29 protein-coding genes and 1 tRNA gene are annotated in these 25,627 nt (G+C 68.4%); 15 read left to right on the forward strand and 15 right to left on the reverse strand.

Translation table 11 applies throughout. The features are described from left to right. Positions 1-56: 56 nt before the first annotated feature. The gene (locus tag PFX90_RS00475; protein WP_285709250.1) at positions 57-509 is read left to right on the forward strand and encodes a hypothetical protein; all 453 of its coding nucleotides are present in this window, start codon (positions 57-59) and stop codon (positions 507-509) included. On the opposite strand, the gene PFX90_RS00480 is transcribed toward PFX90_RS00475, so the two are convergent. The 7 genes from PFX90_RS00480 to radC form a co-directional block, all read right to left on the reverse strand. Continuing rightward, complete coding sequence (locus PFX90_RS00480; RefSeq protein WP_285709252.1) at positions 506-1,030, reverse strand: GNAT family N-acetyltransferase; 525 nt, start codon at positions 1,028-1,030, stop codon at positions 506-508. The two genes, PFX90_RS00475 and PFX90_RS00480, sit on opposite strands and share 4 nt — an antisense overlap. Before the next feature lie 2 nt (positions 1,031-1,032). Beyond that, positions 1,033-1,395: a bleomycin resistance protein gene (locus tag PFX90_RS00485; RefSeq protein WP_285711214.1), complete on the reverse strand. Its 363-nt coding sequence runs from the start codon at positions 1,393-1,395 to the stop codon at positions 1,033-1,035. A gap of 12 nt (positions 1,396-1,407) precedes the next feature. Further along, on the reverse strand, positions 1,408-2,082 hold the full coding sequence (pyrF, locus tag PFX90_RS00490; RefSeq protein ID WP_285709254.1) for an orotidine-5'-phosphate decarboxylase: 675 nt from the start codon (positions 2,080-2,082) through the stop codon (positions 1,408-1,410). Further along, positions 2,079-2,486: a LapA family protein gene (locus PFX90_RS00495; protein WP_285709256.1), complete on the reverse strand. Its 408-nt coding sequence runs from the start codon at positions 2,484-2,486 to the stop codon at positions 2,079-2,081. The genes pyrF and PFX90_RS00495 overlap by 4 nt, the downstream gene beginning before the upstream one ends. A 76-nt stretch (positions 2,487-2,562) precedes the next feature. After that, entirely contained in the window at positions 2,563-3,873 is a 1,311-nt protein-coding gene (gene purB / locus PFX90_RS00500) for an adenylosuccinate lyase (RefSeq protein ID WP_285709258.1), read from the reverse strand. A gap of 33 nt (positions 3,874-3,906) precedes the next feature. Beyond that, positions 3,907-5,820 (reverse strand): acyltransferase family protein, encoded by a 1,914-nt coding sequence (locus tag PFX90_RS00505; protein WP_285709261.1) that lies wholly within the window; start codon positions 5,818-5,820, stop codon positions 3,907-3,909. Continuing rightward, a complete protein-coding gene (radC, locus tag PFX90_RS00510; RefSeq protein ID WP_419180067.1) occupies positions 5,820-6,554 on the reverse strand; it encodes a RadC family protein in 735 nt (244 codons plus the stop codon). Before radC ends, PFX90_RS00505 begins: the two co-directional genes overlap by 1 nt. A gap of 77 nt (positions 6,555-6,631) precedes the next feature. On the opposite strand from radC, the gene PFX90_RS00515 reads away from it, so the two are divergent. The 8 genes from PFX90_RS00515 to PFX90_RS00550 all read left to right on the forward strand — a co-directional run bounded on the left by PFX90_RS00515 (position 6,632) and on the right by PFX90_RS00550 (position 13,279). Next, a complete protein-coding gene (locus tag PFX90_RS00515; protein ID WP_285709266.1) occupies positions 6,632-9,847 on the forward strand; it encodes an intermembrane phospholipid transport protein YdbH family protein in 3,216 nt (1,071 codons plus the stop codon). Between the two features lie 95 nt (positions 9,848-9,942). Next, positions 9,943-10,134 carry a YnbE family lipoprotein gene (locus PFX90_RS00520; RefSeq protein WP_419180068.1) on the forward strand — a complete coding sequence of 64 codons (192 nt, stop codon included), beginning with the start codon at positions 9,943-9,945 and terminating at the stop codon, positions 10,132-10,134. Positions 10,135-10,163: 29 nt separating this feature from the next. Beyond that, complete coding sequence (locus PFX90_RS00525) at positions 10,164-10,544, forward strand: YdbL family probable chaperone protein (RefSeq protein WP_285709269.1); 381 nt, start codon at positions 10,164-10,166, stop codon at positions 10,542-10,544. A 128-nt stretch (positions 10,545-10,672) separates the two neighbouring features. Next, positions 10,673-11,020, forward strand: a complete 348-nt coding sequence (locus tag PFX90_RS00530) for an AtpZ/AtpI family protein (protein WP_285709271.1) — start codon at positions 10,673-10,675, stop codon at positions 11,018-11,020. Positions 11,021-11,119: 99 nt separating this feature from the next. Continuing rightward, on the forward strand, positions 11,120-11,881 hold the full coding sequence (locus PFX90_RS00535) for a F0F1 ATP synthase subunit A (protein WP_285711217.1): 762 nt from the start codon (positions 11,120-11,122) through the stop codon (positions 11,879-11,881). Positions 11,882-11,945: 64 nt separating this feature from the next. Continuing rightward, positions 11,946-12,170, forward strand: coding sequence for a F0F1 ATP synthase subunit C (locus tag PFX90_RS00540; RefSeq protein ID WP_066530046.1), 225 nt, complete (start codon positions 11,946-11,948; stop codon positions 12,168-12,170). An 85-nt stretch (positions 12,171-12,255) separates the two neighbouring features. Beyond that, the gene (locus PFX90_RS00545; RefSeq protein WP_285709278.1) at positions 12,256-12,750 is read left to right on the forward strand and encodes a F0F1 ATP synthase subunit B family protein; all 495 of its coding nucleotides are present in this window, start codon (positions 12,256-12,258) and stop codon (positions 12,748-12,750) included. Next, positions 12,743-13,279: a F0F1 ATP synthase subunit B family protein gene (locus PFX90_RS00550; protein ID WP_285709281.1), complete on the forward strand. Its 537-nt coding sequence runs from the start codon at positions 12,743-12,745 to the stop codon at positions 13,277-13,279. Before PFX90_RS00545 ends, PFX90_RS00550 begins: the two co-directional genes overlap by 8 nt. Positions 13,280-13,341: 62 nt before the next feature. On the opposite strand, the gene PFX90_RS00555 is transcribed toward PFX90_RS00550, so the two are convergent. The 5 genes from PFX90_RS00555 to PFX90_RS00575 form a co-directional block, all read right to left on the reverse strand. Beyond that, positions 13,342-14,322: an NADPH:quinone oxidoreductase family protein gene (locus tag PFX90_RS00555; protein WP_285709284.1), complete on the reverse strand. Its 981-nt coding sequence runs from the start codon at positions 14,320-14,322 to the stop codon at positions 13,342-13,344. A 3-nt stretch (positions 14,323-14,325) separates the two neighbouring features. Next, positions 14,326-15,081 (reverse strand): hydroxyacylglutathione hydrolase, encoded by a 756-nt coding sequence (gene gloB / locus PFX90_RS00560; protein ID WP_285709287.1) that lies wholly within the window; start codon positions 15,079-15,081, stop codon positions 14,326-14,328. A gap of 123 nt (positions 15,082-15,204) precedes the next feature. Next, on the reverse strand, positions 15,205-16,899 hold the full coding sequence (gene rpsA / locus PFX90_RS00565; RefSeq protein WP_419180069.1) for a 30S ribosomal protein S1: 1,695 nt from the start codon (positions 16,897-16,899) through the stop codon (positions 15,205-15,207). Between the two features lie 240 nt (positions 16,900-17,139). Then, on the reverse strand, positions 17,140-18,090 hold the full coding sequence (locus PFX90_RS00570; RefSeq protein WP_285709291.1) for a bifunctional helix-turn-helix transcriptional regulator/GNAT family N-acetyltransferase: 951 nt from the start codon (positions 18,088-18,090) through the stop codon (positions 17,140-17,142). Positions 18,091-18,163: 73 nt separating this feature from the next. After that, positions 18,164-18,784: a (d)CMP kinase gene (locus PFX90_RS00575; RefSeq protein WP_285709292.1), complete on the reverse strand. Its 621-nt coding sequence runs from the start codon at positions 18,782-18,784 to the stop codon at positions 18,164-18,166. Positions 18,785-18,897: 113 nt separating this feature from the next. Here PFX90_RS00575 and PFX90_RS00580 point away from each other — a divergent pair, with 113 nt between their 5' ends. Further along, positions 18,898-19,431 (forward strand): hypothetical protein, encoded by a 534-nt coding sequence (locus PFX90_RS00580; protein WP_285709294.1) that lies wholly within the window; start codon positions 18,898-18,900, stop codon positions 19,429-19,431. Here the strand turns inward: PFX90_RS00580 and PFX90_RS00585 are convergent. The 3 genes from PFX90_RS00585 to aroA are packed head-to-tail and all read right to left on the reverse strand — an operon-like array spanning position 19,425 to position 22,023. After that, on the reverse strand, positions 19,425-20,441 hold the full coding sequence (locus PFX90_RS00585; RefSeq protein ID WP_285709297.1) for a proline iminopeptidase-family hydrolase: 1,017 nt from the start codon (positions 20,439-20,441) through the stop codon (positions 19,425-19,427). The two genes, PFX90_RS00580 and PFX90_RS00585, sit on opposite strands and share 7 nt — an antisense overlap. After that, positions 20,438-20,707 (reverse strand): CBU_0592 family membrane protein, encoded by a 270-nt coding sequence (locus PFX90_RS00590; RefSeq protein ID WP_285709299.1) that lies wholly within the window; start codon positions 20,705-20,707, stop codon positions 20,438-20,440. The genes PFX90_RS00585 and PFX90_RS00590 overlap by 4 nt, the downstream gene beginning before the upstream one ends. Further along, entirely contained in the window at positions 20,704-22,023 is a 1,320-nt protein-coding gene (aroA, locus tag PFX90_RS00595) for a 3-phosphoshikimate 1-carboxyvinyltransferase (protein WP_285709301.1), read from the reverse strand. Before aroA ends, PFX90_RS00590 begins: the two co-directional genes overlap by 4 nt. 174 nt (positions 22,024-22,197) lie before the next feature. Here aroA and PFX90_RS00600 point away from each other — a divergent pair, with 174 nt between their 5' ends. From PFX90_RS00600 to rimM, 5 genes are all read left to right on the forward strand, one after another. After that, positions 22,198-22,539, forward strand: coding sequence for a TIGR02300 family protein (locus tag PFX90_RS00600; RefSeq protein WP_285709304.1), 342 nt, complete (start codon positions 22,198-22,200; stop codon positions 22,537-22,539). Positions 22,540-22,780: 241 nt separating this feature from the next. After that, positions 22,781-22,856 (forward strand) — tRNA-Ala (locus PFX90_RS00605). Between the two features lie 133 nt (positions 22,857-22,989). Then, positions 22,990-24,450: a signal recognition particle protein gene (gene ffh, locus PFX90_RS00610; RefSeq protein WP_285709306.1), complete on the forward strand. Its 1,461-nt coding sequence runs from the start codon at positions 22,990-22,992 to the stop codon at positions 24,448-24,450. A gap of 55 nt (positions 24,451-24,505) precedes the next feature. Continuing rightward, complete coding sequence (gene rpsP / locus PFX90_RS00615; RefSeq protein ID WP_285709308.1) at positions 24,506-25,009, forward strand: 30S ribosomal protein S16; 504 nt, start codon at positions 24,506-24,508, stop codon at positions 25,007-25,009. Positions 25,010-25,117: 108 nt separating this feature from the next. Further along, the gene (gene rimM / locus PFX90_RS00620; RefSeq protein ID WP_285709310.1) at positions 25,118-25,624 is read left to right on the forward strand and encodes a ribosome maturation factor RimM; all 507 of its coding nucleotides are present in this window, start codon (positions 25,118-25,120) and stop codon (positions 25,622-25,624) included. Positions 25,625-25,627: the final 3 nt, after the last annotated feature.

The following is a 25,627-nucleotide window of genomic DNA, read 5'->3' on the forward strand; positions in this document are numbered from 1 at the left end:
TGATCGCGCGGGCACAGCGCGGCAGTCTCGCGGGCACAACAGGGAAGGGGTCGCCCATGAAATTCCGCATGTTCCTCGCCGCCGCCTTCGCCCTCGCGCTCGCCGCCTGCAATCCGGGCGCGCAGGTCGAGGATGCGCGCGGCCAGATCGACAAGTTCCACGCGCTCTACGGCGCGGGCGATGCCAGGGGCTTCCGCGAGGCAAGCGGGGCGGAATTCCGCAAGGTCGTGACCGAAGAACAGGTCGAGGGGCTGATGACGCTGTTCGCAAAGCGGCTCGGCAAGATCGAATCGACCAAGCAAACGGGCTTCAACACCGGCTTCAACAACGGCACCACCACCACCACGATCGTGATGCAGACCCGCTTCGAACGCGGCGAGGCGACCGAGACCTATGTCTTTACCGGCTCGGGCAAGGACATGGAGCTGCTCAACTGGAACGTCACCTCGCCGCTGCTCGACCTCAGCCCCGAGGACATGAAGAAGCTGACCGAGGAGACCGCGGGCTAGAGCGCCTTTTCCAGCACCACGAAGGTGATCTGCGGGCCGGTTGCGGCATCGGCCGGGCGCAGTTCGTGAAAAGGTCGGGTCTCACCGGTGAAGGCATAGCCGCGCCGGACATACCACCCGATCAGGCTCTCGCGGCTGTCGATCACGGTCATCTCCATGCGGGCGATGCCGATAGCGCGGCCGTGGTCCTCCGCCGCATCGAGCAGCTTGCGGCCCAAGCCACCCGACTGGAGGGTCGGCAAGACGCAGAGCATCCCGAGATAGCCGAGCGCGTCGTCCTTGCGCGTCACCGCGACGCAGCCGATCAGCGCTTCGGCATCGCGCGCGGTGAGGATCGTCACCGCCGGATCGGCGAGCAGCGCGTCGAGCTCTTCGATGCCGATGCGTTCATCGTCGAGGATGTCGGCCTCGTGGTTCCATCCCTGACGCGCCGAATCGCCGCGATAGGCGGCTTCGAGCAGGTCCTTCAATGCGGGCGCGTCGGCAGGGGTGGCGGCGGCGATGGCGAGCGTGTCGGTCATGGTCAGTCGTTCTGGATCAGGCGCAGCAGCGTTCCGTCGGGGTCGATCAGATAGGCGATGGTGAGCCCGCTCGGATCGGGCGCGGCGGGGTGATAGCGCGGGATGCCGCGGCGCGCATCGGGCACGCCGCTGGCTTCGACCAGCGCCATCATCGCGCCCAAATCGTCGAGCCTTAAGCAGCAGCTGAAGGACGACTGGAAGGGATCGAGATCGGGGTAGGGGAAGAATTCGAGCGTCAGGTCGCCGCGCGAGAGGATCATCCACCCATCGGAGCGGTAATCCTCCTCGAAGCCGAGCTTGGCGTAGAACGCCGCCGTCGCGCCGAAATCGCGGGCGGGCAGGTTTGGGGTCGCCGCGTCCGCCACCCGGGCCACCCCCTAAAGCGTCGCCTCGATCGCCCGCGCCGCTGCTGCCGGGTCTTCCGCGCGGCTGATCGGGCGACCGATGACGAGGACGCTCGCGCCGTTGTCGCGCGCGGCGCGGGGGGTGACGACGCGCTTCTGGTCGCCGGTGCCGTTTCCGGCGGGGCGCAGGCCGGGCACGACGAAGAAGCCGTCCTTCCATGCCTTCCTGACCATGCCCACTTCCTGCCCCGAGCACACGATCCCGTCGAGCCCCGCCGCATGGGCGAGCTCGGCAAGGCGCATCACCTGCGTCTCGGCGCTGCCATAGACGCCGGTCGCGGTGAGGTCGTTCGCATCGAGGCTGGTGAGCATCGTCACCGCGACCACCTTGGTGCCCGCGGCGGCAGCGGCCTTGGCGTCCTCCATCATCGCGCGTCCGCCGCTGGCATGGACGGTGACGATCGCAGGTTCGTAGACATGGATCGCCTGCATCGCGGCGGCGACGGTGTTGGGGATGTCGTGGAACTTGAGGTCGAGGAAGATCGGCAGCCCGCAGTGGGCGATCTCGTGCACGCCGTGCGCGCCGTGGGCGCAGAAGAATTCGAGGCCGAGTTTGACCCCGCCGATATGCGCCTTGACCTTCTCGACCAGCGCCTTGGCGGGTTCGAGCTGCGGCACGTCCAGCGCCAGATAGATCGGATTGCTCATTCGCCGCCGCTCCCGCCATCGCCTGCCGAACCGGCGTCTGCGTCTGAAATGTCGAAGGGCTCGGCGCCTTCTCCCCCGCTTTTCCCGGGCTTGTCCACAGGGCTGTCCGCCAGCGGCGGGGTGACCGGTGCCGCGCCCGTGTCGGCGCGGTGGGCCATGGCGGTGTTCTTCAAGGAATTCTCGAGCGTGCGCAGGCGGCGGTTCAGGCTCCACACCACGCTGCGGTGCACCGCCCACATCGGCAGGAACCCGGCGGTGAAGGCGAGCAGCGCCAGCACCGGAACCTTGGTCTCAAGCACGAGGTTCTGCCAAAGCCGCAGTTCGACCGGCTGCCAGTTGTAGATGGCGAACACCAGAAAGCCGAGCGCGGCCAGAACCCAGATGATAGTGCGAAGGACTTTCACGAAGGTTATTGCTCCCTTTGGCCCCCGAAGCCGCCGAACCTAAGCCATTCGGCTTACGAGTCCAGCGCCGCGCGGCTCAACCGAACACCCGCGCGAAGATCGTGTCGACGTGCTTGAAGTGGTAGCCGAGGTCGAACTTCTCCTCGAGCTGCTCCGGCGTGAGCGCAGCGGTTACCTCGGGGTCGGCCTTGAGCAGATCGAGCAGCGACAGCGCGCCGTCCGATTCCCACACCTTCATCGCGTTCCTCTGGACGAGGCGGTAGCTCTCGTCGCGGGTCAGCCCCGCCTGCGTCAGCGCCAGCAGCACGCGCTGCGAATGGATCAGCCCGCCCATGCGGTTCATGTTCTTCTCCATGCGCGCCGGATAGACCAGCAGCTTCTCGACCACGCCGGTCAGGCGGGCGAGAGCGAAGTCCAGCGTGATGGTCGCATCCGGGCCGATATAGCGCTCGACCGAGGAGTGCGAGATGTCGCGCTCGTGCCACAGCGCGACGTTCTCGAGCGCCGGGGTGACGGCGCTGCGCACAACGCGGGCGAGGCCGGTGAGGTTCTCGGTCAGCACCGGATTGCGCTTGTGCGGCATCGCTGAGGAGCCCTTCTGGCCGGGGGAGAAATATTCCTCGGCTTCCAGAACTTCGGTGCGCTGCAAGTGGCGGATTTCGGTCGCGAGGCGCTCGATGCTGCTGGCGATCACGCCGAGGGTGGCGAAATACATCGCGTGGCGATCGCGCGGGATCACCTGCGTGGAGACCGGCTCGATCGCGAGGCCCAGCTTCTCCGCCACATAGGCCTCGACCGCCGGATCGACATTCGCGAAAGTCCCGACCGCGCCCGAGATCGCGCAGGTCGCGATCTCGGCGCGCGCGGCGACCAGACGGGTCCGGCAGCGGGCGAACTCGGCATAGGCTTCGGCGAGCTTCAGGCCGAAGGTCACCGGCTCGGCATGGATGCCGTGGCTGCGGCCGATGGTGGGGGTGTATTTGTGCTCTTCCGCGCGCGTCCTGATCGCGGCCAGCAGCGCATCGAGATCGGCGAGCAGGATGTCGCTCGCCCGCGCCAGCTGCACCGACAGCGTCGTATCGAGCACGTCGGAGCTGGTCATGCCCTGGTGCATGAAGCGCGCTTCCTCGCCCACTTCGCGCGCTACCCAGTCGAGGAAGGCGATCACGTCATGCTTCGTCACGGCCTCGATCGCGTCGATGGCTTCGACGTCGATTTTCGGGTTCGTCGCCCACCAGTCCCACAGAGCCTTGGCCGCCGACTGGGGCACAACGCCGAGGTCGGCGAGCTTCTGCGTCGCGTGCGCCTCGATCTCGAACCAGATGCGATATTTCGCTTCCGGCTCCCACAGGGCGGTCATCGCGGGGCGGGCGTAGCGGGGGACCATGTTCGACTCCGGTTCGGCTGTTCCGGCGAGCGCCTAGGGAAGGGGGGCGGGCAAGGCAAGATCGGCCGGAGCGATCTGCCCCATCACGCGCCCGGCGGCGGCGCGGGTCATGTGGCTGCCGTCCCAGTAATTGAGGCGGCCATTCTGGATCAGCCAGCAGCGTTCCTCGCTGCACAGCGGGGCGGCGGCATCGACATAGGTGACGCGCGGATCGCGCATGGCCAGTTCGCGCAGCAGCGGATTGACCGCGCGCCCTTCGGCGAGGGTGGCGGGGTAGCTGTCGGGGCAGGGCTCGCCGAGATAGGCGCGGCAGCGCAGCCAGCCCTGCTGCATGATCGGGCCTGCCGCCCATGCGGTGGGCGAATTGCCGACGAGGATCACCCGCGTGCCCGGCGGCAGGCGGTCGATGGTGCGGGTGATGGCCGCCGCCAGCGCGGGCGCAGCCTGCCCCGAACTGCGGCCAAGCGCCTTGCCCGACTTCGCGTCGTAAAGCTCGCGGTCCCAGCGCTGCGCCCAGATCACCGTGCCGATCCGGCGGGTGCGCACCAGTTCGACCAGGCGGTCAGGCAGGCCGGCGCAGACGCGCTGCTTGGCACCGGGCGCGCTCCAGTTGGTGATCCCCTCGGCGGCAAGGCAGCCATTCTCCGATATCAGCGCCCCCGCGCCGAAGCGGCCCGTGGCGTCGGGGAAATACTGGCCCGCGTGGCTATCGCCATAGAGCACGAAACCGAGCGCGCCGGTGGCCGGGATCACCTCGGGATCGAGCGCGCCGCGCGGCCGCAGCCCGTCAAGCGCCGCGGCCTCGGCTCCCGAGCGGGGAAGAAGCGCGCGGGCATATCCTGCCACGCCGACCCCGAGCGGGAGCGCCAGCGCAGCGGCACAGGCCCCCGCCAGCAGCGCCGGGGCGGCCAGCCAGCGGCGCTGGCGCACCGGCTGTTCGATCCAGCGCCACGATGCGCTCGCCAGCGCGACCGACACGCCCACCGCCGCCACCAGCGCCCAGACCGGCAGCGGGCCGAAATGCACATATTGCGCCAGCGCCAGCACCGGCTGGTGCCACAGGTAAAGGCCGAATGAGATCAGCCCCAGCCCCACCAGCGGGGGCGCGGAGAGCAACCGGCCTGCGGCGGTCGCGGGGCCGCAGAACAGCAGCACCAGCGCGGTGCCCAGCGTCGGCAGCAGGAACAGCACGCCGGGTGCGGGGGCATCGGGGTCGATCAGCGCAAAGCCTGCGATGATCGCCGCCAGCCCCGCCATCGCCAGCCGCCCGTCGGCACGCGGCGCGCGCGGCAGCAGCGCGCAGACCGCGCCCAGCATCAGCTCCCACATCCGGGTCGGCAGGAGGTAGAATGTCGCAAGCGGCCAGCGCGGGGCGAGCCACAGCGCGGCCGCAAGGCTCGCCGCCCCCAGCAGCGCGGCGACCGGCAGCAGCGCGCTCCGGTTCCAGCGCCATGCGCCCAGCATCACCAGCGGGAACAGCAGGTAGAACTGCTCCTCCACCCCCAGCGTCCAGGTGTGGAGCAGGGGCAGGGCGCCTTCGCCCGCATCGAAATAGCCGGTGTCGCGGGCGAAATGGAGGTTCGAGGCGAACAGCGATGCCGCGAGCAACGCCTTGGCGAACTGGAGGAAGTCCTCGGGCGTCAGGATTGCCCAGGCCGCGCCCGCCGTCACCGCCAGCATCGCGACCAGCGCCGGGATGATCCGCCGCGCGCGCCGCTCCCAGAAACCGCGCAAGGTGAAGCGCCCGCTCGCCAGCTCGCCGGCAATGATGCCGGTGATGAGACAGCCGCTGATCACGAAGAACACGTCGACCCCGGCAAAGCCGCCGGGCAGCAGCGTCGGGGCGGCATGGTGCACCACCACCGGCGCGATCGCGAGCGCGCGCAGACCGTCGATCTCGGGCCGGTGACCGCCGGAAGCGGGTCCCGGCGCGGGCGCTGGCTGCATCAGATCAGGCCCTTGGCCCTGAGACTGGTGTGCCCCTCGCGCCCGATGATGACGTGATCGTGGACGGTGACGCCCATGTGCCGCCCGGCCTCGGCGATGCGCTGGGTGATCTGGATGTCGGCGCGGCTGGGTTCGGGCGAGCCGCTCGGGTGGTTGTGGACGAGGATCATGGCGGAGGCGCCCACGTCCATCGCCCGGCGGATCACCTCGCGCGGGTGGATCGCGGCCTCGTCGATGGAGCCGTCACCCACATGGTGATCCTCGATCAGGCGGTTCTTGGTGTCGAGATAGAGCACCCGCACCCGCTCGATAGTGAGGTGCGCCATGTCGGTGGTGAGGTAGTCGATCAGCGCCTGCCAGCTGCCGAGCACCGGCTTTCCCATGATCTCGCCGCGCGCCATGCGCCGCGCGGCGGTGGCGACGGCCTTCAGCGCGGCGGCCGAGTTCTCGCCGACGCCCTTCACCCGCTGCAAGGCCTTGGGATCGGCGTTCATCACCCCTGCAAGGCTGCCGAACTGCGCCAGCAGCGCCTTCGCCATCGGCTTGGTATTGCCGCGCGGGATCGCGGCGAAGAGCAGGTATTCAAGCACCTCGTAATCCGCCAGCGCCTCGGCCCCGCCGGTCAGCAGCCGGTCGCGCAGCCGGGCGCGGTGGCCTTCGCCTGCGGCCTTCTTCGGGTCCCAATCGGGCACCGCCTCGTCGAGGAATTCGAAACTGTCTTCAGCTTCCGGCAATGCGGCCCCCCGGAAAAGCGTGTGTCACAGTGTGTCTCATTGCCTTTGGAAGGGGATACGCGCAAGAGTTGGAGACGATGCGGCAGGCTGAGGCGGAGACGGTGGAGGAGCCGCAGGACGGCGGGAGCGGGCGCGCGCGGCCGCGCCGCCGCTGGCGCAATCCCGTGCTGCTGGGTGTCGCCGCGCTCGCGCTGGTGGGTGGCGGGGCCGCGTGGCTGAGCCGCGAGCGAATCGCCCGCGACGTGATCGACGACTATCTGGGCGCGCGCGGGGTGCCGGCGACTTACGACATCGTCAGCCTCACGCCGCAGCAGCAGGTGATCGAAAACGTCGTGATCGGCGATCCCGCGCGGCCCGATCTCACCGTCAAACGTATGGTGATCGAGACCGGCGTGGGCTGGAGCGGGCCGACCCTGCGCCGCGTGACGGTGGAGGGCGCGCGGGTTTTCGCGAGCTACCGGGGCGGCAAGCTGAGCCTCGGCAAGCTCGATCCGCTGCTCTTCACCGGCTCCGCCGAGCCGCCCGCGCTGCCCGCGATCGACGTGGTGCTGACCGACGCGCGCGGATTGCTGACAAGCGATTTCGGGCGCGCCGGGTTCAAGCTCGAGGGCAAGGGGCGGCTCGATGACGGCTTTGCCGGGGTGCTCGCCGCCACCGCGCCGGGGATCGGCACCGCCGATTGCCGCGCCGGGAGCGCGACGCTTTACGGCAGCCTCACAACCGAGGCCGGCGCGCCTACCTTCGATGGTCCGCTGCGGATTGCCGATCTTGCCTGCGGGGGGGCGACACTGGCGCGCGCCGATATCGGCACCAGGGCGAGCCTCGCCCCCGCCTTCGACGCGGCGAGCGCCGATTTCCGCGTGACCGGTGGCGGCGCGCGCCTTGCCGATGTGAGCGCGGCAGGGCTGGGCGGAAGCGCCGAGCTGGACTGGTCTGAGGGCCGCCTTGCCTTCGGGCACGATCTGGCGCTCACCGGCCTTGCCGCGCCGCAGGGCCGCCTCGCGCGGCTCGCGGCGACCGGCGACTGGCGCGGTGCGGTGGACGGGTCGAGCGGGCAGTGGGAGGGGAGCTTGCGCGGCGCGGGGCTGGCGCCTGCCAAGGATCTCGCCGCGAGCCTTGCCGCGATCGAGCGCGGCGCGGCGGGCACGCTGGTCGCGCCGCTAGTCGCCCGCACCCGCACGGCGCTGGGCGCGGCGCTTGCCGGGGCGAGCCTGCGCGGCGATGCCATCATCCGTCATCGCGGGGGCGATGTCTCGCTCATTATTCCCGAGGCCAGCCTCGCCAGCGCAAGCGGCACGCGGGTGCTGGCGCTCTCGCGGGTCAATGCCAAGCTCGGCGCGCAGGGCGTAACCGGCCTCGCTGGCAATCTGCTCGCGGGCGGCGAGGGCCTGCCGTCGATCAACGGACGGATTGCGCAGGAGGCTGGCGGCTGGAGCGCGCGGCTCGCCATGGCCGATTACGCCGCCGGGGCAAACCGCCTCGCGATCCCGCGCCTGACGCTGCGCAGCGGCGCGGGCGGGGCGCTCGCCTTCGAGGGCCTCGTCAAGGCGAGCGGCGATTTGCCCGGGGGCGGGGTCAATGATCTCGACCTGCCGCTCGAGGGCACGTGGTCGCCACGCGCGGGGCTGGCGGTGGGCACGCGCTGCACCCCGCTGCGCTTCGGCAAGCTGGCGCTCTCGGGCCTGGCGCTGGCGGGGCAGCAGGTGACCCTGTGCCCCGAGGGCCGCGCTCCCATGCTGACCTATGGCCGCGACCTGCGCCTTGCCGCGCGCACCGGGGCGCTCAAGCTCGAGGGCACGCTCGGCGAATCCCCGGCGAGCCTTGCCGCGACAGGCGTCAGCCTGCGCTACCCCCAGCCCTTCGCTCTCGAGGGCCTTGCCGCGCGCATCGGCGAGGGGGACAGCGAGGTGCGCCTCTCGGCCGCGACCCTCACCGGCCGCTTCGGCGAGGCCATCACCGGCGACTTCGCGGGGGGCGCGGCAAGGCTCGCCGCGGTGCCCTTCGATCTCGATGCCATCGCCGGGGGTTGGTCCTTCGCCGAGGGCGTCCTCAGCCTCACCGGCGCCAGCTTCACCCTGTCCGATCGCCCGACTGCCGAGAACCCCGAACCCCGCTTCACCCCGCTCGTCGCCAATGGCGCGACGCTGCGGCTCGCGGACAACCGCATCACCGCCGACGCGCGGCTCGCCCACCGCGAATCGGGCCGCGCGGTCGCCACCGTGGCGATCACCCACGATCTCGATACCGCCGCCGGCAGCGCCCGTCTCGCCGTTCCCGCGCTGGTGTTCGACAAGGGCTTCCAGCCCGAGGACCTCTCGGGCCTCGCCAAGGGCGTGGTCGCGCTGGCCGAGGGCACGGTGACCGGCACAGGGCGGATCGACTGGCGGGGCGAGACCCTGACGAGCTCGGGCACCTTCGCCACCACCGGCCTCGATTTCGCCGCCGCCTTCGGCCCCGTGCGCGGATTGAAGGGCGAGGTGGTCTTCACCGACCTCCTCAACCTCACCACCGCGCCCGACCAGCGCGTGAGCATCGCCGCGATCAACCCCGGGGTCGAGGTGCTGGCGGGCACGGTGCAGTTCGAGGTCAAGGACGGCACGCTCCTCTCTCTCGAGGACGCGCGCTTCCCCTTCATGGGCGGCACCCTCACCATGCGCCCGCTGGTGATGGACTTCAGCCAGCCCGAGGAACGCCGCTACGTCTTCGAGATCACCGGGCTCGATGCCGCCAAGTTCGTCGCGCAGATGGAACTCAGCAACCTCTCGGCCACCGGCATCTTCGATGGCACCGTCCCGATCGTGTTCGACAAGGACGGACGCGGGCGGATCGACAACGGCGTGCTGATCGCGCGCGAGGGCGGGGGCAATGTCGCCTATATCGGCGAGCTCAGCTACGAGAACCTCGGCACGATGGGCAACTACGCCTTCTCGGCGCTGCGTTCGCTCGATTATCGCAAGATGCGCGTGGGGCTGGGCGGGCAGCTCGACGGCGAGATCGTCACCAGCTTCGAATTCGACGGCGTGCGCCAAGGCGCGGGCACCAGCAGCAACTTCGTCACGCGCCGCCTCGCCAAGCTGCCGATCCAGTTCAGGGTCAACGTGCGCTCGGAGAATTTCTACCAGCTCTCGACCATGGTGCGCTCGCTGTGGGACATCGACGTCCTCGGCACACCGGTCGATCGCGGGCTGCTGAAGGCCGAGAACGGCCGCTTCGTGCCCGCCAATCCCGCCCGTCCCACCTTGCCGGGGCCTAAAGCGCCCGTTCAACCTGCCGAAAGCGAAGACAAGCGATGATGCATCACGAATTGACCGCGCCGGAGCGCGCTGCCACATCCGCAGGTCAGGGCAAGGGCCAAGGCCGGGGACACGGGGCGCAGATGGGGCGAGCAATGACAGGACGACACCGGATGATGATGGCCGGGGCGGCGATCCTTTCGGCGGGTCTGGGGGGATGCATCAACATCGCCGCGCCCGAGAAGCCGATCGTGATCGAGCTCAACATCAACATCCGGCAGGAAGTGATCTACCGGCTCGCGGAGGACGCGGCCAACACGATTGAAGAGAACCCGGACATCTTCTGACAGATGCTCGGCGGTCTGGAGAAACGCTGATGCTGAATGCCAAATCCGCAAGTCTGGCCGCGCTGGCGGCCATCGCCGTCCTCGCCGCGCCCGCGCTGGCGCAGCGCGACCCTGCCTTCGATGCCGCGCGCGCGGCGGGCAAGATCGGCGAGAAGGTCGACGGCTATGTCGGCATCGTCGGTGCGGAAACCACCGAACTGCGCCGCATCGTCGACGACATCAACATCAAGCGCCGCGCCGTCTATGCCGAGCGCGCGCAGGCCAAGAATGCGACGATCGAGGAATATGCGCTGACGATCGGCTGCCAGCAGATCCTCAAGACCCAGCCGGGGGAAAAATACCAGGCCCCCGACGGCTCGTGGCAGACCCGCACCGCCGAGCCTCCGATCCGGCACCCCAAGTGCCCCTGACTTTTGTGCAGTTGCACAAAAGTCCGGCCCGCCGATGTTGACACGTATTGAGCCCCCTTCTAAGGGGGCGGCGCCCTCGGCGGGCACCTTGTTGCATGTGGCTTGGCCTTGCGTTTAGAGGCGATGGCATGAGCGACGAGAAACCCGCCCGAGAACCCATTCACGAGGATGCGCGGATCGACGCGCTCGAAGCGCGGCTCAAGGCCGCACGCGAGCGCGAAGAGCAGCGCAACCGGCCGCAGGTGCAGGGCGTCGATGCGAATTACCGCAGCGGCAACCGCGCTCTGGCCAGCCTTCTGGGAGGGATCGTCGGCGGCCTGGTGATCGGCTTTGCGATTGACGCATTGGCCAACTCCGCGCCCTGGGGCCTGTTAGGCGGGCTGTTCCTCGGAACGGCATCGGCTTTCAGAAGCATTATTCTGAGCGCGAATACGCGCCCCGAAGACGAGGCCGAAGGCGGGACACGCGAGGGATAGACCCCGCCTGATCCGGCCGAGGTCCCCCGAGGGGCGCGTTTGATGTAACCATTTGGGGATTGTTCGATCGTGGCAGCCGAAGAAGGCAAGGTCGATCCGATGAAGCAGTTCACCATCGAACCCCTGCTGGGGTCCGATTGGCAACTGGGCGACGGTATCAACATCGCGTTCACCAACTCCGCGCTGTGGATGGCGATCACCGCCGTCCTCGTCTGGGTGTTCGTCGCGGGCGGCATGAAGCGCCAGCTGGTGCCGGGCCGCTGGCAGATGGCGGTCGAGACCATGACCGGCTTCATCGACGACCTGCTCGAGGCGAACGTCGGCAAGGCGGGGCGCAAGTACGTGCCCTACATCTTCACGCTGTTCATGTTCATCCTGTTCGGCAACCTGCTCGGCCTCGTGCCGGTGGGGCTGATCCCGGGCATCCACGCCTTCACCTTCACCAGCCACTTCACCGCGACCGGCGTGCTGGCGATCATGAGCTTCTCGATCGTGCTGATCGTCGGCTTCTGGAAGCATGGCTTCCACTTCTTCTCGCTGTTCTGGCCCGCGAACACCCCGGTGTTCCTCGCCGCGCCTATCAGCCTGATCGAGCTCGTCAGCTTCATGGTCCGCCCCTTCAGCCTCGCGCTGCGACTGTTCGTCGCGATGATGGCTGGCCACGTCCTCCTCAAGGTGCTGGCGAGCTTCGTCATCGCCGGCGGCGGCGCAGGCCTCGGCCTCGGCGTGCTGGTCGGCCTGCCGAGCTTCGTGCTGATGGTCGCGATCAGCGCGCTCGAGATCCTCGTGGCCGGCATTCAGGCCTATGTCTTCGCGCTCTTGACCTCGCTCTACATCAACGACGCGGAAAACCTTCACTGAGGGCCTTCGCAGGCGCTCTTCACTACCCACGACAACACACAGAATTTCAACGGAGTTTAATACCATGGACGCACAAGCTGCAGCTCTTCTCGGTGCCGGTCTCGCGGCGATCGGCGCTGGCCTCGCCGCGCTCGGCGTGGGCAACGTGTTTGCCTCGTTCCTCGAAGGCGCGCTGCGCAACCCGGGTGCCGCCGACGGTCAGCAGGGCCGCCTGTTCATCGGCTTCGCGGCTGCCGAACTTCTCGGCCTGCTGGCCTTCGTGATCGCCGTCCTGCTGATCTTCAGCTAAGACGAGACCGCGCCCGCGCCGGGTGGGGGCTGTGCCTCTTGCCCGGCGGGGCCGATCACATCTGCGTTCCGGCCAAAGGTCCATCATGCCTCAGATCGATCAACTCTCCGAAACCCTGACCAGCCAGGTCTTCTGGCTGCTGGTGTTCTTCGGCCTCACCTTCGTGGTCGTCGGCCTCGGGATGGTGCCCAAGATCCTCGGCACGGTGGAGATGCGTGACAACCAGATCGCCGGCGACCTCGCCGCGGCTCAGGCTGCGCGCGATGCGGCGACCGCCGAGGAAGAGGCCTGGCGCACCCGCGAGAACGCCAATCGCGCCGCGGCGCAGGCGCTGATCGGCGAGGCCAAGGCCAAGGCGGCCGCCGCCACCGCCGCCAAGCTCGCCAAGGCGCAGGGCAAGCTCGACACCCAGCTCGCCGAGGCCGAAGCCGCGATCGAGGCCGCGCGCAGCAGCGCCATGGCCGAGGTCGAGGGCGTTGCCGCCGACGTCGCGCGCGACATCGTCGCCCGCGTCGCCGGGGCCGATATCAAACCCGCGACCGCCAAGGCTGCGGTCAAGAAGGTGATGGCGCATGGCTGACATCCTGACCCTGCTCGCCGGCGGTGCCGAGGGCGCGCACCACGCCGAACCCAGCGTCTTCGGGCTCGACACCTACCAGTGGGTCGCGCTGGCGATGGCGGTGCTGATCGGCGTGTTCCTGTGGAAGAAGGTCCCCGGCGTGATCACCGGCGGGCTCGACGCCAAGATCGCCGCGATCCGCGCCGCGCTCGATGAAGCCAAGACCCTGCGCGCCGAGGCCGAGGCCCTGCGCGCCGAGTATGCCGCCAAGATCGCGGGCGCCGAGAAGGACGCCGAGGCGATGCTCGCAGGCGCCCGTCAGGAGGCCGACGCGATCCTCGCCAAGGCCGAGGCCGACAGCGAAGTGATGGTCGCCCGCCGCCAGAAGATGGCCGAAGACAAGATCGCCGCTGCCGAGCGCGCCGCGATCGCCGAGGTCAAGGCCCGCGCGGTCACCGCCGCTGCTGCCGCGTCGAAGGCGCTGATCGCCAAGGCGCATGACGGCGCGGCCGACAAGAAGCTCGCCGACGAGGTGATTGCCTCGCTCTGAGCGGTGCCAGCCGACGAATATCGCAGGGGCGGTCCTTCGGGGCCGCCCTTTTCGCTTGCGCCTTACGCGCCCGGCACGAACACCACTTTGCCCACCAGTTCGCGCCGCGCCATCGCCTCTAGCCCCTCGCGCCAGCGCGAGAGGGGGAGGGTGCGGTCGATCGCGGGGCTGATCGCGCCCGCTTCGGCGAGGCGGGCGATGGCGCGGGTGATCGCCGCGCCCCGCTCGGGGAAGCGGCGGGCATATTCTCCGGCGCGCAGGCCGATGATGCTGAAGCCCTTGATCAGCGGGATGTTGGTCGAGACCTCCGCGATCCGCCCGCTGGTGAAGCCGACCACCACCAGCTTGCCGCCGAAAGCGACGCAGCGCGTCGATTCGTCGAACACGTCGCCGCCCACGGGGTCGAACACGATGTCGGCGAGTGCTCCGCCTGTGAGCTGCGCGACCTCCTCGCGGAAGCGCCCCTCGGACGTGATCACGGCCTCGGGGCGGGCGAGGGCGGCGATCCTTTCGGCCTTGGCGGGCGAGCCGGTGGTGGCGATCACCCGCGCCCCCAGCGCCCGCGCCAGGTCGCAGGCGGCAAGCCCCACCCCGCCGCTCGCGCCGTGGACCAGCACCCACTGGCCCTCCTCGAGGCCGCCCAGCTCGACCAGCCCGGTGAATGCGGTCGAATAGGCAGCGCCCATCGCGGCGGCAGCAGCGAAGTCCATTCCTGCTGGCATGGCGGAGAGCTTGCCGGCAGGCACGCAGGCAATCTCGGCGAAGGCCCCGGTCTTGTTGCCGCCCATGACCTTGTGGCCGGGCGCGAATCCGCTGGCTGGGTCCGCTTCCAGCACTTCGCCCGCGAATTCGAGGCCGCTGGTGAAGGGGACCTCGGGCTTGAACTGGTAGCCTCCCTGCGTCATCAGCAGGTCGGGGAAGTTGAGCGAGGCCGCGGCCACCCGCACCTTCACCTCACCCGCACCGCGTTCCGGCTCGGCCACATCGGCGAGCGCCACGCCCGACAGGTCGTCCGAGAGATGCTCGACCCTGAGGGCCTGCATGGCTCAGAAGCTGTCCTTGGCGGCGCGCAGGGCCGCGAAGGTCTCGGCCGGGGTGCCGCCGCCCCAGTTCGCCATCAGCGCAGGATCGTCGGCGCGCAGGAAGGGGTTCGTGGCGAGCTCGCGGCGCAGGGTGGTGGGGACGGTCCATTCGCCCTTGGCGCGCTTGGCCGCGATCTCGTCTGCGTAGTCCTGGAGCGCGAGGTTTTCAGGATCGGCGTGGAGCGCGAACCGCGCGTTCGATGCGGTGTATTCGTGCGCGCAGTAGAGCAGGGTCTCGGGCGGCAGGGCCTTGATGCGGCTGAGGCTGTCCCAGAATTGCTGCGGCGCACCCTCAAACATCCGCCCGCAGCCCAGCGCGAAGACCGAATCGCCGACGAAGGCGATGCCGGCCTCGGGCAGGTGGAAGGCGATATGGCCGTTGGTGTGGCCCGAGACGTCGATCACATGGGCCTCGGTCTCGCCGATCGTCACCACATCGCCGTGGGCGACGGTGGTATCGAGCGGGAACTTGCCCGCGACCTCCGCCGGCCCGGTGATTGTGCAGCCGGTCGCCTCCTGGATCGCGGCATTGCCGCCCGCATGATCGGGGTGCCAGTGGGTGTTCCAGATCTGGGTGATCGTCCAGCCCTTCAGCTCCGCCTCAAGCAGGTAGGCCTTGGCGTCGGGCGTATCGATGGCGACGGTTTCGTGGCTCTCGGTATCGTGGACGAGATAGCCGTAATTGTCGCTAAGGCAGGGGAACTGGTGAACGTGGATCATGGGGACGGGTTTACGCCTCCGATCCCCAATAGGAAAGGCCCGCCTGCTCAGGTGAGCAGGCGGGCCTCAATTCCAACTCGGATCAACCGAAGGCGCCCGCCCGGAGGGGCGAGCGCGCTCCAATTACTCGCTGCCCTTCTTGAGGGCCGCGCCGAGGATGTCGCCGAGCGAAGCGCCCGAATCCGACGAGCCGAACTGTGCAACCGCTTCCTTCTCTTCGGCGATCTGACGCGCCTTGATCGAGAAGTTGGGCTTCTTCGAACGGTCGAAGCCGATCACCATCGCGTCGACCTTGCTGCCAACCTGGAAGCGGTCGGGGCGCTGTTCGTCGCGGTCGCGGCCGAGGTCGCTGCGCTTGATGAAGCCGGTCGCGCCGTCTTCGCCGACCTGCACTTCGAGGCCGCCGTCGCGCACTTCGAGCACGGTGACGGTGACGGTCTGGTTCTTGCGCAGGCTCGAGCCGGTCGAGGCCGCTTCAGCCGAAGGCGCGCCCTTTTCGAGCTGCTTCATGCCGAGACTGATGCGCTCCTTCTCGACGTCCACGTCGAGCACGATGGCCTTGACCATCTCGCCCTTGCGGTGGAGCGCCAGCGCGTCTTCGCCCGAGATGCCCCAGGCGATGTCCGACATGTGGACCATGCCGTCCACGTCGCCATCGAGACCGATGAACAGGCCGAATTCGGTGGCGTTCTTGACTTCGCCTTCGACTTCGCTGCCGACCGGGTGCTTCTCGGCGAACTCGTCCCACGGGTTGCGCTGGGCCTGCTTGAGGCCGAGGCTGATGCGGCGCTTGTCGCTGTCGACCTCGAGCACCATCACATCGACTTCCTGCGAGGTCGAGACGATCTTGCCGGGGTGGACGTTCTTCTTGGTCCAGCTCATTTCGCTGACGTGGACGAGGCCCTCGATCCCGGCTTCCAGCTCCACGAAGGCGCCGTATTCGGTGATGTTGGTGACCTGGCCGGTGAGCTTCATGCCGACCGGATACTTGGCGGCAACGCCATCCCACGGATCGCTTTCGAGCTGCTTCATGCCGAGGCTGATGCGCTGCGTTTCGGCATTGATGCGCACGATCTGCACGGTCACGGTGTCGCCGATGGCGATCACTTCGCTCGGGTGGTTGACGCGCTTGTAGCTCATGTCGGTGACATGCAGCAGGCCGTCGATCCCGCCGAGGTCGACGAAGGCGCCGTAATCGGTGATGTTCTTGACCACGCCGTCGATGATCTGGCCTTCGACCAGGTCATTGATGAGCTCGCTGCGCTGTTCGGCGCGGGTTTCCTCGAGCACCGCACGGCGCGAGACGACGATGTTGCCGCGGCGGCGGTCCATCTTGAGGATCTGGAAGGGCTGCGGCACGTCCATCAGCGGGGTGACGTCGCGCACGGGGCGGATGTCGACCTGCGAGCCGGGGAGGAAGGCCACGGCGCCGTCGAGGTCGACGGTGAAGCCGCCCTTGACGCGGCCGAAGATGCGGCCTTCGACGCGCTTGCCTTCGCCGAATTCGCTTTCCAGCTTGTCCCACGCGGCTTCGCGGCGGGCGCGGTCACGCGAGAGCATGGCTTCGCCATCGGCGTTCTCGACGCGGTCGACGAAGACTTCGACTTCGCCGCCGACGGTCAGGCCGTGGTCGTCATCGCCGCGGGCGAATTCCTTGAGGGAGATGCGGCCTTCGCTCTTGAGGCCGACGTCGATCACGGCAAAGCCGTTCTCGATCGCGGTGACGGTGCCCTTGACGACGCGGCCTTCGAAGCCTTCGTCGCCGGCGCCGCCGAGCTGTTCGTTGAGGAGCGCCTCGAAATCGGCGCGAGTGGGCATTTGACTTGCCATAGTGACGTAACGTCCTGTTTCGTTGTGCTACCGGCCACCGGTTTTTCCGGGGTCTTTCTCCGCTTCCCGTGCACCATTGCGCGGGCTGGCGGGGCAAGAGGCAGACTTCTCCGCAAGGCCCCATGCCTGTGCGAAGGTTCCTTACAACCAGCGATGATTGGGCAGAACGGAGGCGCGCCTAGGCGAGGAATGCGCAAAATGCAAGGAAAATGGCGGGACGGGGGCTAGCTATCGGCCCCTGTAGAGCATCGCCACGTCGCAGCGTTCGTAGCGAGCCCCGTAGTCTGCCATGATCTGCGCGTCGTGGACGAAGCCGACCTTTTCATAGAGATGGATCGCCGCCTCGCAGATGTGGTTGGTCAGGAGATAGAGCTTGGTCGCACCAATCGTTTGCGCGCGCGCGATCACCGCCTCAAGCAGGAACTCCCCGGCCTTGAGCCCACGCGCCGTTTCGCGCACGCCCATCTTGGTCAGCTCAAACGACCCCGGCCCGGTCTTCTGCAAGGCACATGTGCCCACCACCCCGAGACCGGGCGCTTCGACGAAGAGGATGCACCCGCCAGGGTCGACAATTCGCGCGCGGGGGTTCTCCAGCACCTCGCGGTCGGTCGGTTCCAGCCGGAACATCGCCTCGATCCATTCGGCGTTGATGTCGTGGAAGTGATGGGCGAGGCTATCGGAGAACTCGTGCAGCGTGAGCGGGCCCGGATCCTGCGCCGCCGCGCGTTCGGCAATCGATGCTTCGGCCAATGCAGCTTCGATCCGCGTCAGCTGGCGAAGGAAGTCGCTGTCCAGCTGCGCGAGAATTTGCTGCGCTGCCATCCCTACACGCGGCCACACCTCGCTGGCGATAATGCCCACGGCATCGCGTCCTTTCGGCGACAGCGCCACGCAGCGCGACCGCTGGTCCTCGCCTTTGGTGTCAGTCACCATGCCCAAGCTTCGCAGCTGCCCGAGCGCGCGAGTGACGCCCGGTTGGCTTGTGCCGCAGGTCTCGGCCAACTGTCCCACCGCCATCGGCCCGGTACGAAGCGCCGCAAGGATTGCCATCTGGCCGGGCTGTAACGGCAATCCCGTCCCGGCGATCACAGTCGCTGCACTTGCCTGCATCTGCTCACCCAGACGCTTCAACCTGCTGCCGAGGAAGGCGGGGCCCATCTGGGCGACGACATCTGCCATGATGCTCTCTATAACGCGATATATAACGCGTTATAGAAGGCGCTCTATCCCTGCGCAAGCCGCCAGATGCAGATCAGGGTCGATGGCCTTCCACAGTCTTGATTGCGGCCTCAATGGCAGCGTCACGACCGAGAAGGGTGGTGTCGAGCACCACGGCATCGGCAGCGGCCATCAGCGGCGCGTCCTTGCGGCCCGTGTCGCGCACGTCGCGGGCAGCAATGTCGGCTTCGATGGCCGCAAGCTCCACCGCGATCCCGCGCGATTGCATCTCCAGCCAGCGACGCCGCGCGCGCTCCGCCACGGAGGCGGTGACGAACAGCTTCACCTGCGCCTCGGGCGCGATCACCGTGCCGATGTCGCGCCCGTCGAGCACCGCGCCGCCCTCTTGCAGCGCAAAGGCGCGCTGGCGTTCGAACAGCGCGCGGCGCACATCGGGGTGGACCGAGACGCGGCTCGCATAGCCGCCCACCTCTTCGGAGCGCAGGAATTCGTCCTCCAGCATCGCCTCGGGGAAGTCACAGGCGGCGAGCGCCGCGTGCGGATCGTCGGGATTGCCCCCCGCCAGCATCACCTGCCGCCCGACTGCGCGGTAGAGCAGCCCGGTATCGAGATGCGGCAGCCCGAAATGGCCTGCGAGCGCCTTGGCAATGGTGCCCTTGCCGCTCGCGGTGGGGCCGTCGACTGCGATGATCATGGCCGAGCGCCGTGGCAGCGCGGACGGCGCTTGGCAAGCGTCGGGGCGCGCGGTTTACCCCTCCTTCACCGCGGGCGGACTATTGCGGTGCGGCGCTACAGGAGGGCCGGGCGATGCGCTGGGTGATGGGGCTGATCATTGCTGCGGGGGCGCTCGGCGGGGCATGGCCGGCGGCAAGGCTGCTGTGGGACATGGAGACGGGCGCTGCGCCTTTCACCGCGACCAATGCCGACGGCTCGGTGCAGCAGGCCGAGATCGGGCCCAAAAGCTTCTGGCCGCAATGGGCGCTCCGGCCCGAGGGTGCAGGCCTCACAGTGCGGGCCCATTTCGGTCCCGGTGCCGGCCAGCCGGAGACGGGCTATGCCGAGCTCGGCGGCTTCGAGGATGCGGCAGCATTGCAGGCGGCCTATGCCGCAAGGCTCGCGGCGGCGGGGTGGGAAGTGCGCCCGATGCACCTCGATGTCCCGCTCCCCGAAGTCCCGCCGCGCAGCGCTCGCCTGTGCCAGGTGATGGCGCGCAAGGACGGCAACACCCTGATGCTTTCGGTTACCACCGACATGCAGGGCCTCAGCCGCCTGCACTGGACGAAGGGCGCGATGCCGCCGACGATGGGCGCGCAGCCGGGGCTCTGCCAAAAGGCTCAGTGACCGGGCGCGGCGGCGTCCTTGCGGTTCATCCAGTCACGGAAGATCGCCTCGGCGACCTCGGGGCGCTCGGCGATGAAGGCGTGGCTGCCGCCGGGGACGACCGCGAGTTCCGCTCCCGGCGTGAGCGCGAGGAAATCCTGCACCGTGTCGATCCGCGCCTCGTCATACTGGCCGATGACGAACATCACCTTGGCTCCATCCACCCGCGCCAGCAGGCCCGAAACGTCATAGCCCGCAAGCGAGCCCGAGGCGCGGAATTCGGTCGGGCCCCACATCGTGTTGTAGAGTTCCGGGTTGAACCCCTTGCCGCCATAGCGCTGGCGATAGGCGAGCATCACGGAAGTCGGCGCGGGGCGGTCGGGGCGGCCGTTATAGGCGTCGTAGAAGGCGGCGGTGGCGGGCTCGCAGACCTCGATGGCGGGCGGGGTCGGGCCCTCGCAGGCGCGGATCGTTGCGGCGACATCGTCGGGCAGGTCGCGGATCAGCAGGTTGGTGCCGGTGATCCAGTGCGAGGTGGAGAGGAAGGTGCCGCTCAGCACCGCCGAGGCGGTGTGCTCGGGATAGGCAGCGGCATATTCCAGGGCGAGGGCCGAGCCCCAGGAATGGCCGATCACATGCCAGCGCTCGACCCCCAGCGCCTTGCGGATCGCCTCGAGCTCGGCGACGAAGCGCGCAGGTTTCCAGTTGGCGGGGTCGCCCGGATGGTCCGACATCCCGCTGTCGAGCTGGTCGTAGAGGATCACCGGGCGCTGGTCGGCAAGGCTCAGCAGGGTGCCGAAACCGAGATGCGTGCCGCCGGGGCCGCCGTGGATGAGGATGACCGGCGTTTCGCCTTGCCCGATCACGCCATTGACCCGCACCCAGACCTTGCCGCCTTCCACCGCGATACGGTGCTCGGAGGTGGCGACCGACCAGTCTGCGGCGGGGTCGGTGGGCAGGGCAGCCGTCTGCGCCTGCGCGGCGAGCGGCAACAGGGCGAGGGCGGCGGCAAAGAGCGGTTTGTGCATCATGGCTGTTCTCCCTCGGTATTGCGCCCCCGCCACGCCCGCACCAGTCCGATGATCGCGATCGAGGCCCAGAAGAATTCGAGCACGAGGCTCGCCCAGTTGGTGTGGTAGATCAGGGACACGGTGAGCAGCGCCGCGCCGAGAAGGTTGGTGCCGTGGAGGAGGAAGGGGTTGGTCGCCTTGGCGAGCGTCAGATAGGCATAGGCGCCGATGATACAGGCGGTGCCGCAAAGGCCGATGATGCTCGGCCAGTCGAGCGGGGTGTTCACGCCGCCGCCGCCTCTTCGAGCAGCCCCATGAAAGTCGGGAAGCTGGTGTTGATAGGGGAGATGTCGTCGACCTCCACGCCGCCCTCGCTGACGAGGCCCGCGACCGCCATGCTCATGGCGATGCGGTGGTCGAGCAGCGACTTGACGCGGGCATTGTCGGTGCCCCGCAGCGGCTCGCCGCCAGTGCCGTGGATGGTGAGGCCGTCCGCGTGCTCTTCCACCCGCGCGCCCGCGGCGGTGAGCGCGGCGGCCATCGCGGCGAGGCGGTCGCTTTCCTTGACGCGCAGTTCCTCGAGGCCGGTGGTGCGGGTGGTGCCGCTCGCCAGCGCGGCGGCGACGAACAGCACCGGGAATTCGTCGATCATGGCGGGCGCGATGTCCGGGTCGACTTCGACGCCGGAGAGTTGGGCGTGGCGGACGCGCAGATCGGCGACAGGCTCGCCGCCGACTTCGCGGGGGTTCACCTCCTCGATATCCGCGCCCATCTGGCGCAGCACATGGAGCAGCCCGGCGCGGGTCGGGTTGAGGCCGACGTTCATGATGGTGAGGTCACTCCGCGGCACCAGCGTCGCGGCGACCATGAAGAAGGCCGCGGAGGAGGGATCGCCGGGGACGGTCACGTCCATCGGAGCGAGTTCCGCCTCGCCGTGGATGGCGATCACGGTCTCGCCATTCTCCACGCCCACTTCGAGCTTCGCGCCGAAGCCGGTCAGCATCCGCTCGGTGTGGTCGCGGGTGGGGACGGGTTCGATCACGCGGGTGATGCCGGGGGTGTTGAGGCCGGCGAGCAGCACCGCGCTCTTCACCTGCGCGCTCGCCACGGGGAGGCGGTAGATGATCGGCACGGCAGGCGAAGCGCCGCGCAGCATCAGCGGGAGAGTGCCGCCTGCGCTGGCCTCGAAGCTGGCGCCCATCTGGCTGAGCGGGTCGATCACCCGCTTCATCGGGCGGCCCGACAGGCTGGCGTCGCCCGTGAAGGTGGCGGTGATCGCATGGCTCGCCACAAGGCCCATCAGCAGCCGCGTCGAGGTGCCCGAATTGCCCATGTCGAGCGCCTGGTTCGGCTCGAGCAGGCTGCCCACGCCGACGCCGTCGACCACCCAGCTGCCATCCTCCTCGCGCGCGATCTGCGCTCCGAAAGCGCGCATGGCGGCGGCTGTCGCCAGCACGTCCTCGCCCTCGAGCAGCCCGGTGATCCGGCTGCGGCCCACGGCAAGGCCCGCGAACATCAGCGAACGGTGGCTGATCGACTTGTCGCCGGGAACGCGGATGCTGCCTGTCAGGGGGCCGAGGGGGGCGAAGGTGTGGCTCGTCATAAGGCCGCGGTCTTTGACAGCGCCCCGCGCTTCTGGCAAGGCGCGCCGCGCGCCGCGGCCCGGGCTCTTGATAAAGCGCTTGCCGCGCCCAATTTTTGCGCCCAAGCGCCCTACGATTTTTGCAGCTTATGTCTCCGCTCCGGCCAAGGGGCGGGTTCGAATTGAGGAATGACAATGGCCAAGCCCGAATGGGGAACCAAGCGTACCTGCCCGAAGTGCGGCACGCGCTTTTACGATCTCGGCAAGGAAGACCCGGTCTCCTGCATCGAATGCGGCGAGACCTGGACGCCCGAGCCGGTGCTCAAGTCCAAGCAGCCGATTCCCTTCGAGGAAGCCGAGAAGAAGGTCGATGTCGAAGCCGATGCCGATCTGGGCGGCGACGATGATCTCGGCGATCTCGAGGACATCGAGGACATCGACGAGGACGGCGATTCGCCCGACAACGACGTCGACCTCGGCGGTGACGACGATCTCGGCGTTGCCACTTCGGGCGATGACGAAGACGACGAAAGTTGATTGATTGCGGGGCCGCCTCCGCGGCCCCTTCCTCGGTGCTGTTTCAGGCCCTGCGGGCCTGAGCACCTGCGGGCGGCCGGTCGGCCTTGCGGTCGCGGTGCGACCGAAGCCAGCGCCTCCGGTTCGGTGTTCGGATTTTAGTCCGGGTCGATCAAATTTCACTTGCAAGGGGAGGGCGGCCCTTATAATGGCCGCCTCCCGCAGACAGGGCACCCGCTCTGCTCTGCATGATGACTGGCTCGGGGCCTTAGCTCAGCTGGGAGAGCGCAACACTGGCAGTGTTGAGGTCAGCGGTTCGATCCCGCTAGGCTCCACCAGTCACCACTGATCAAAGTCGGAGAGTTCGCTCCCCCATGGGGACACCCTTCGCAACGCTGGCCGACGAGGTTTCGTCCGCCGGCGTTTTTCGCATTTTCCGGGCGTTTCGGCTCCCGGCAGGAGAAGTGAGCGATGTTCGACACGCTGTCTGACCGTCTGGGAGGCGTATTCGACAAGCTGAAGGGCCGCGGCGCGCTGCGCGAGCAGGACGTGCGCGATGCCATGCGCGAGGTGCGCATCGCTCTGCTCGAAGCCGACGTCGCGCTGCCCGTCGCCCGCCGCTTCATCGATGCCGTCACCGAGAAGGCCGTCGGGCAGGATGTCCTGAAGTCGGTCACGCCCGGCCAGATGGTCATCAAGATCGTCCATGACGAACTGGTCGAAACGCTGGGCGGGATGGAGGTCGAAGGCCTCAAGCTCGACGCCAAGCCGCCGGTCGTGATCATGATGGTCGGCCTCCAGGGCTCGGGCAAGACCACCACCACCGCCAAGCTCGCCAAGCTGATCCGCGAACGCCACGGCAAGAAGGCGCTGATGGCCTCGCTCGACGTTAACCGTCCGGCCGCGCAGGAGCAGCTGGCGGTGCTGGGCGGGCAGGTCGATGTCGCAACCCTGCCGATCATCGCCGGCCAGCAGCCGGTCGACATCGCGCGCCGGGCGATGGAAGCCGCGCGCTTGCAGAACTTCGACGTGCTGCTGCTCGACACCGCGGGCCGCCTGCATGTCGACGACGCGCTGATGGCCGAGATGAAGGCCGTCGCCGGCGTTTCGGCGCCGAACGAAGTGCTGCTGGTGGTCGACAGCCTGACCGGTCAGGACGCGGTCAACGTCGCGCAGAGCTTCACCAACGAGGTGCCGCTGACCGGCGTGGTCCTCACCCGCATGGACGGCGATGCCCGCGGCGGCGCGGCGCTCTCGATGCGCGCGGTCACCGGCAAGCCGATCAAGTTTGCGGGCACCGGCGAAAAGCTCGACGCGATCGAACCCTTCCGCCCCGGTTCGGTCGCCGACCGCATCCTCGGCATGGGCGACGTCGTCAGCCTCGTCGAGAAGGCCGCCGCGACGATCAAGGAAGCCGACGCCGAGAAAATGGCGCGCAACCTCGAGAAGGGCAAATTCGACCTCGACGATCTCGCCATGCAGCTGAAGCAGATGCGCAACATGGGCGGGATCGGGATGCTCGCAGGCCTCATGCCCGGCATGAAGAAGGCCAAGGCGGCGATGGCCAACTCCGGCATGGACGACAAGGTGCTGGTCCACATGGAGGCGATCATTTCCTCGATGACCGCCAAGGAACGCGCCAACCCCGACCTGATGAACGCCAAGCGCAAGAAGCGCGTCGCGGCGGGCAGCGGGACCGACGTGCAGACGGTCAACAAGGTGCTCAAGATGCACCAGGAAATGGCCCGCGCGATGAAGCAGATCAAGAAGATGGGCGGCCTCAAGGGCCTCGCCGCGATGTTCGGCGGCGGCGGCATGGGCGGTATGGGCGGCCCGATGGGCGGCGGCGCTGGCGGTCTTCCCGGCCTTGGCGGCCCCGGCCCGATGGGCGGCCTTCCCGGCCTCGGCGGGCCTCCTCGGTTCAAGAAATAGTTTCAAGTCAGTCAGTTCAGTTCAAAAGTTCAATTCTCTCGAAAGGTAACAACTCATGTCGATTTCCATCCGGCTCTCGCGCGGCGGTGCCAAGAAGCGTCCCTATTACCGCATCGTCGTCGCCAACAGCCGCTCGCCCCGCGACGGCAAGTATCTCGAGCAGATCGGGACCTACAACCCGCTGCTCGCCAAGGATTCGGCCGACCGCGTGAAGCTGGTCGAAGACCGCGCCCGCTACTGGCTCGGCGTCGGCGCGCAGCCGACCGACCGCGTTGCCCGCTTCCTCGATGCCGCCGGCATCAAGGAGCGTGCGGCCCGCAACAACCCCAAGAAGGGTGAGCCGGGCGAGAAGGCCAAGGAGCGCGCCGAAGAGCGTGCCGCCAAGATCGCCGAGGCCGAAGAAGCCGCGCGCGCTGCCGAGGAAGAAGCCAAGGCCGCTGCTGCTGCCCCGGCTCCGGCCGAAGAAGCTCCTGCCGAGGAAGCGCCCGCTGCTGAAGAAGCTGCCGCCGAAGAGGCCCCGGCTGAAGAAGCCGCCGCTGAAGAGCAGGCCGAAGGCTGATGCCAAACCTCCCCTCCCGCTTGCGGGAGGGGCCGGGGGTGGGCGCGAAGCATGTTTACGCGCCTGACCGGGCCCACCCCAAACCCCTCCCGCAAGCGGGAGGGGCTTATGTCTGAGCGTGCCTCGATCACCCTTGCCGCCATCGCCGGCGCGCACGGGGTGGCGGGCGAGGTGCGTCTGAAGCTGTTCGGCGAGGGCATCGCGACCCTAGCCAAGCAGAAGAGCTTCAATGACGGCGCGCTCACCCTTGTGAAGATCCGCGAGGACGGGAAGGGCGGGGCCATCGCGCGCCTCGCCGAAAGCACCACGCGCGCCGATGCGGAAAAGTTGCGCGGCACGGTGCTGACCGTGCCCCGCGCGGCGCTGCCGCCACTCGCCGAGGGCGAATTCTACCACGCCGACCTCCTCGGCCTTCCGGTCGTCACCGACGCGGGAGACCCGATAGGCAGCGTGCTCGCGATCGAGAACTTCGGCGCGACCGACATCATCGAGATCGCCCTCGAGCCCGCCCCCCAAAAGGGCCCCAAGACCTTCATGGTGCCGATGATCCCCGCCGCAGTGATCGAGTGGGACGACAAACGGCTTGTGATAGCCGCGGATTTCGCCGATAATTGAAGG

This window comes from Erythrobacter oryzae (assembly GCF_030271515.1).
Taxonomy (GTDB): Bacteria; Pseudomonadota; Alphaproteobacteria; order Sphingomonadales; family Sphingomonadaceae; genus Erythrobacter; species Erythrobacter oryzae.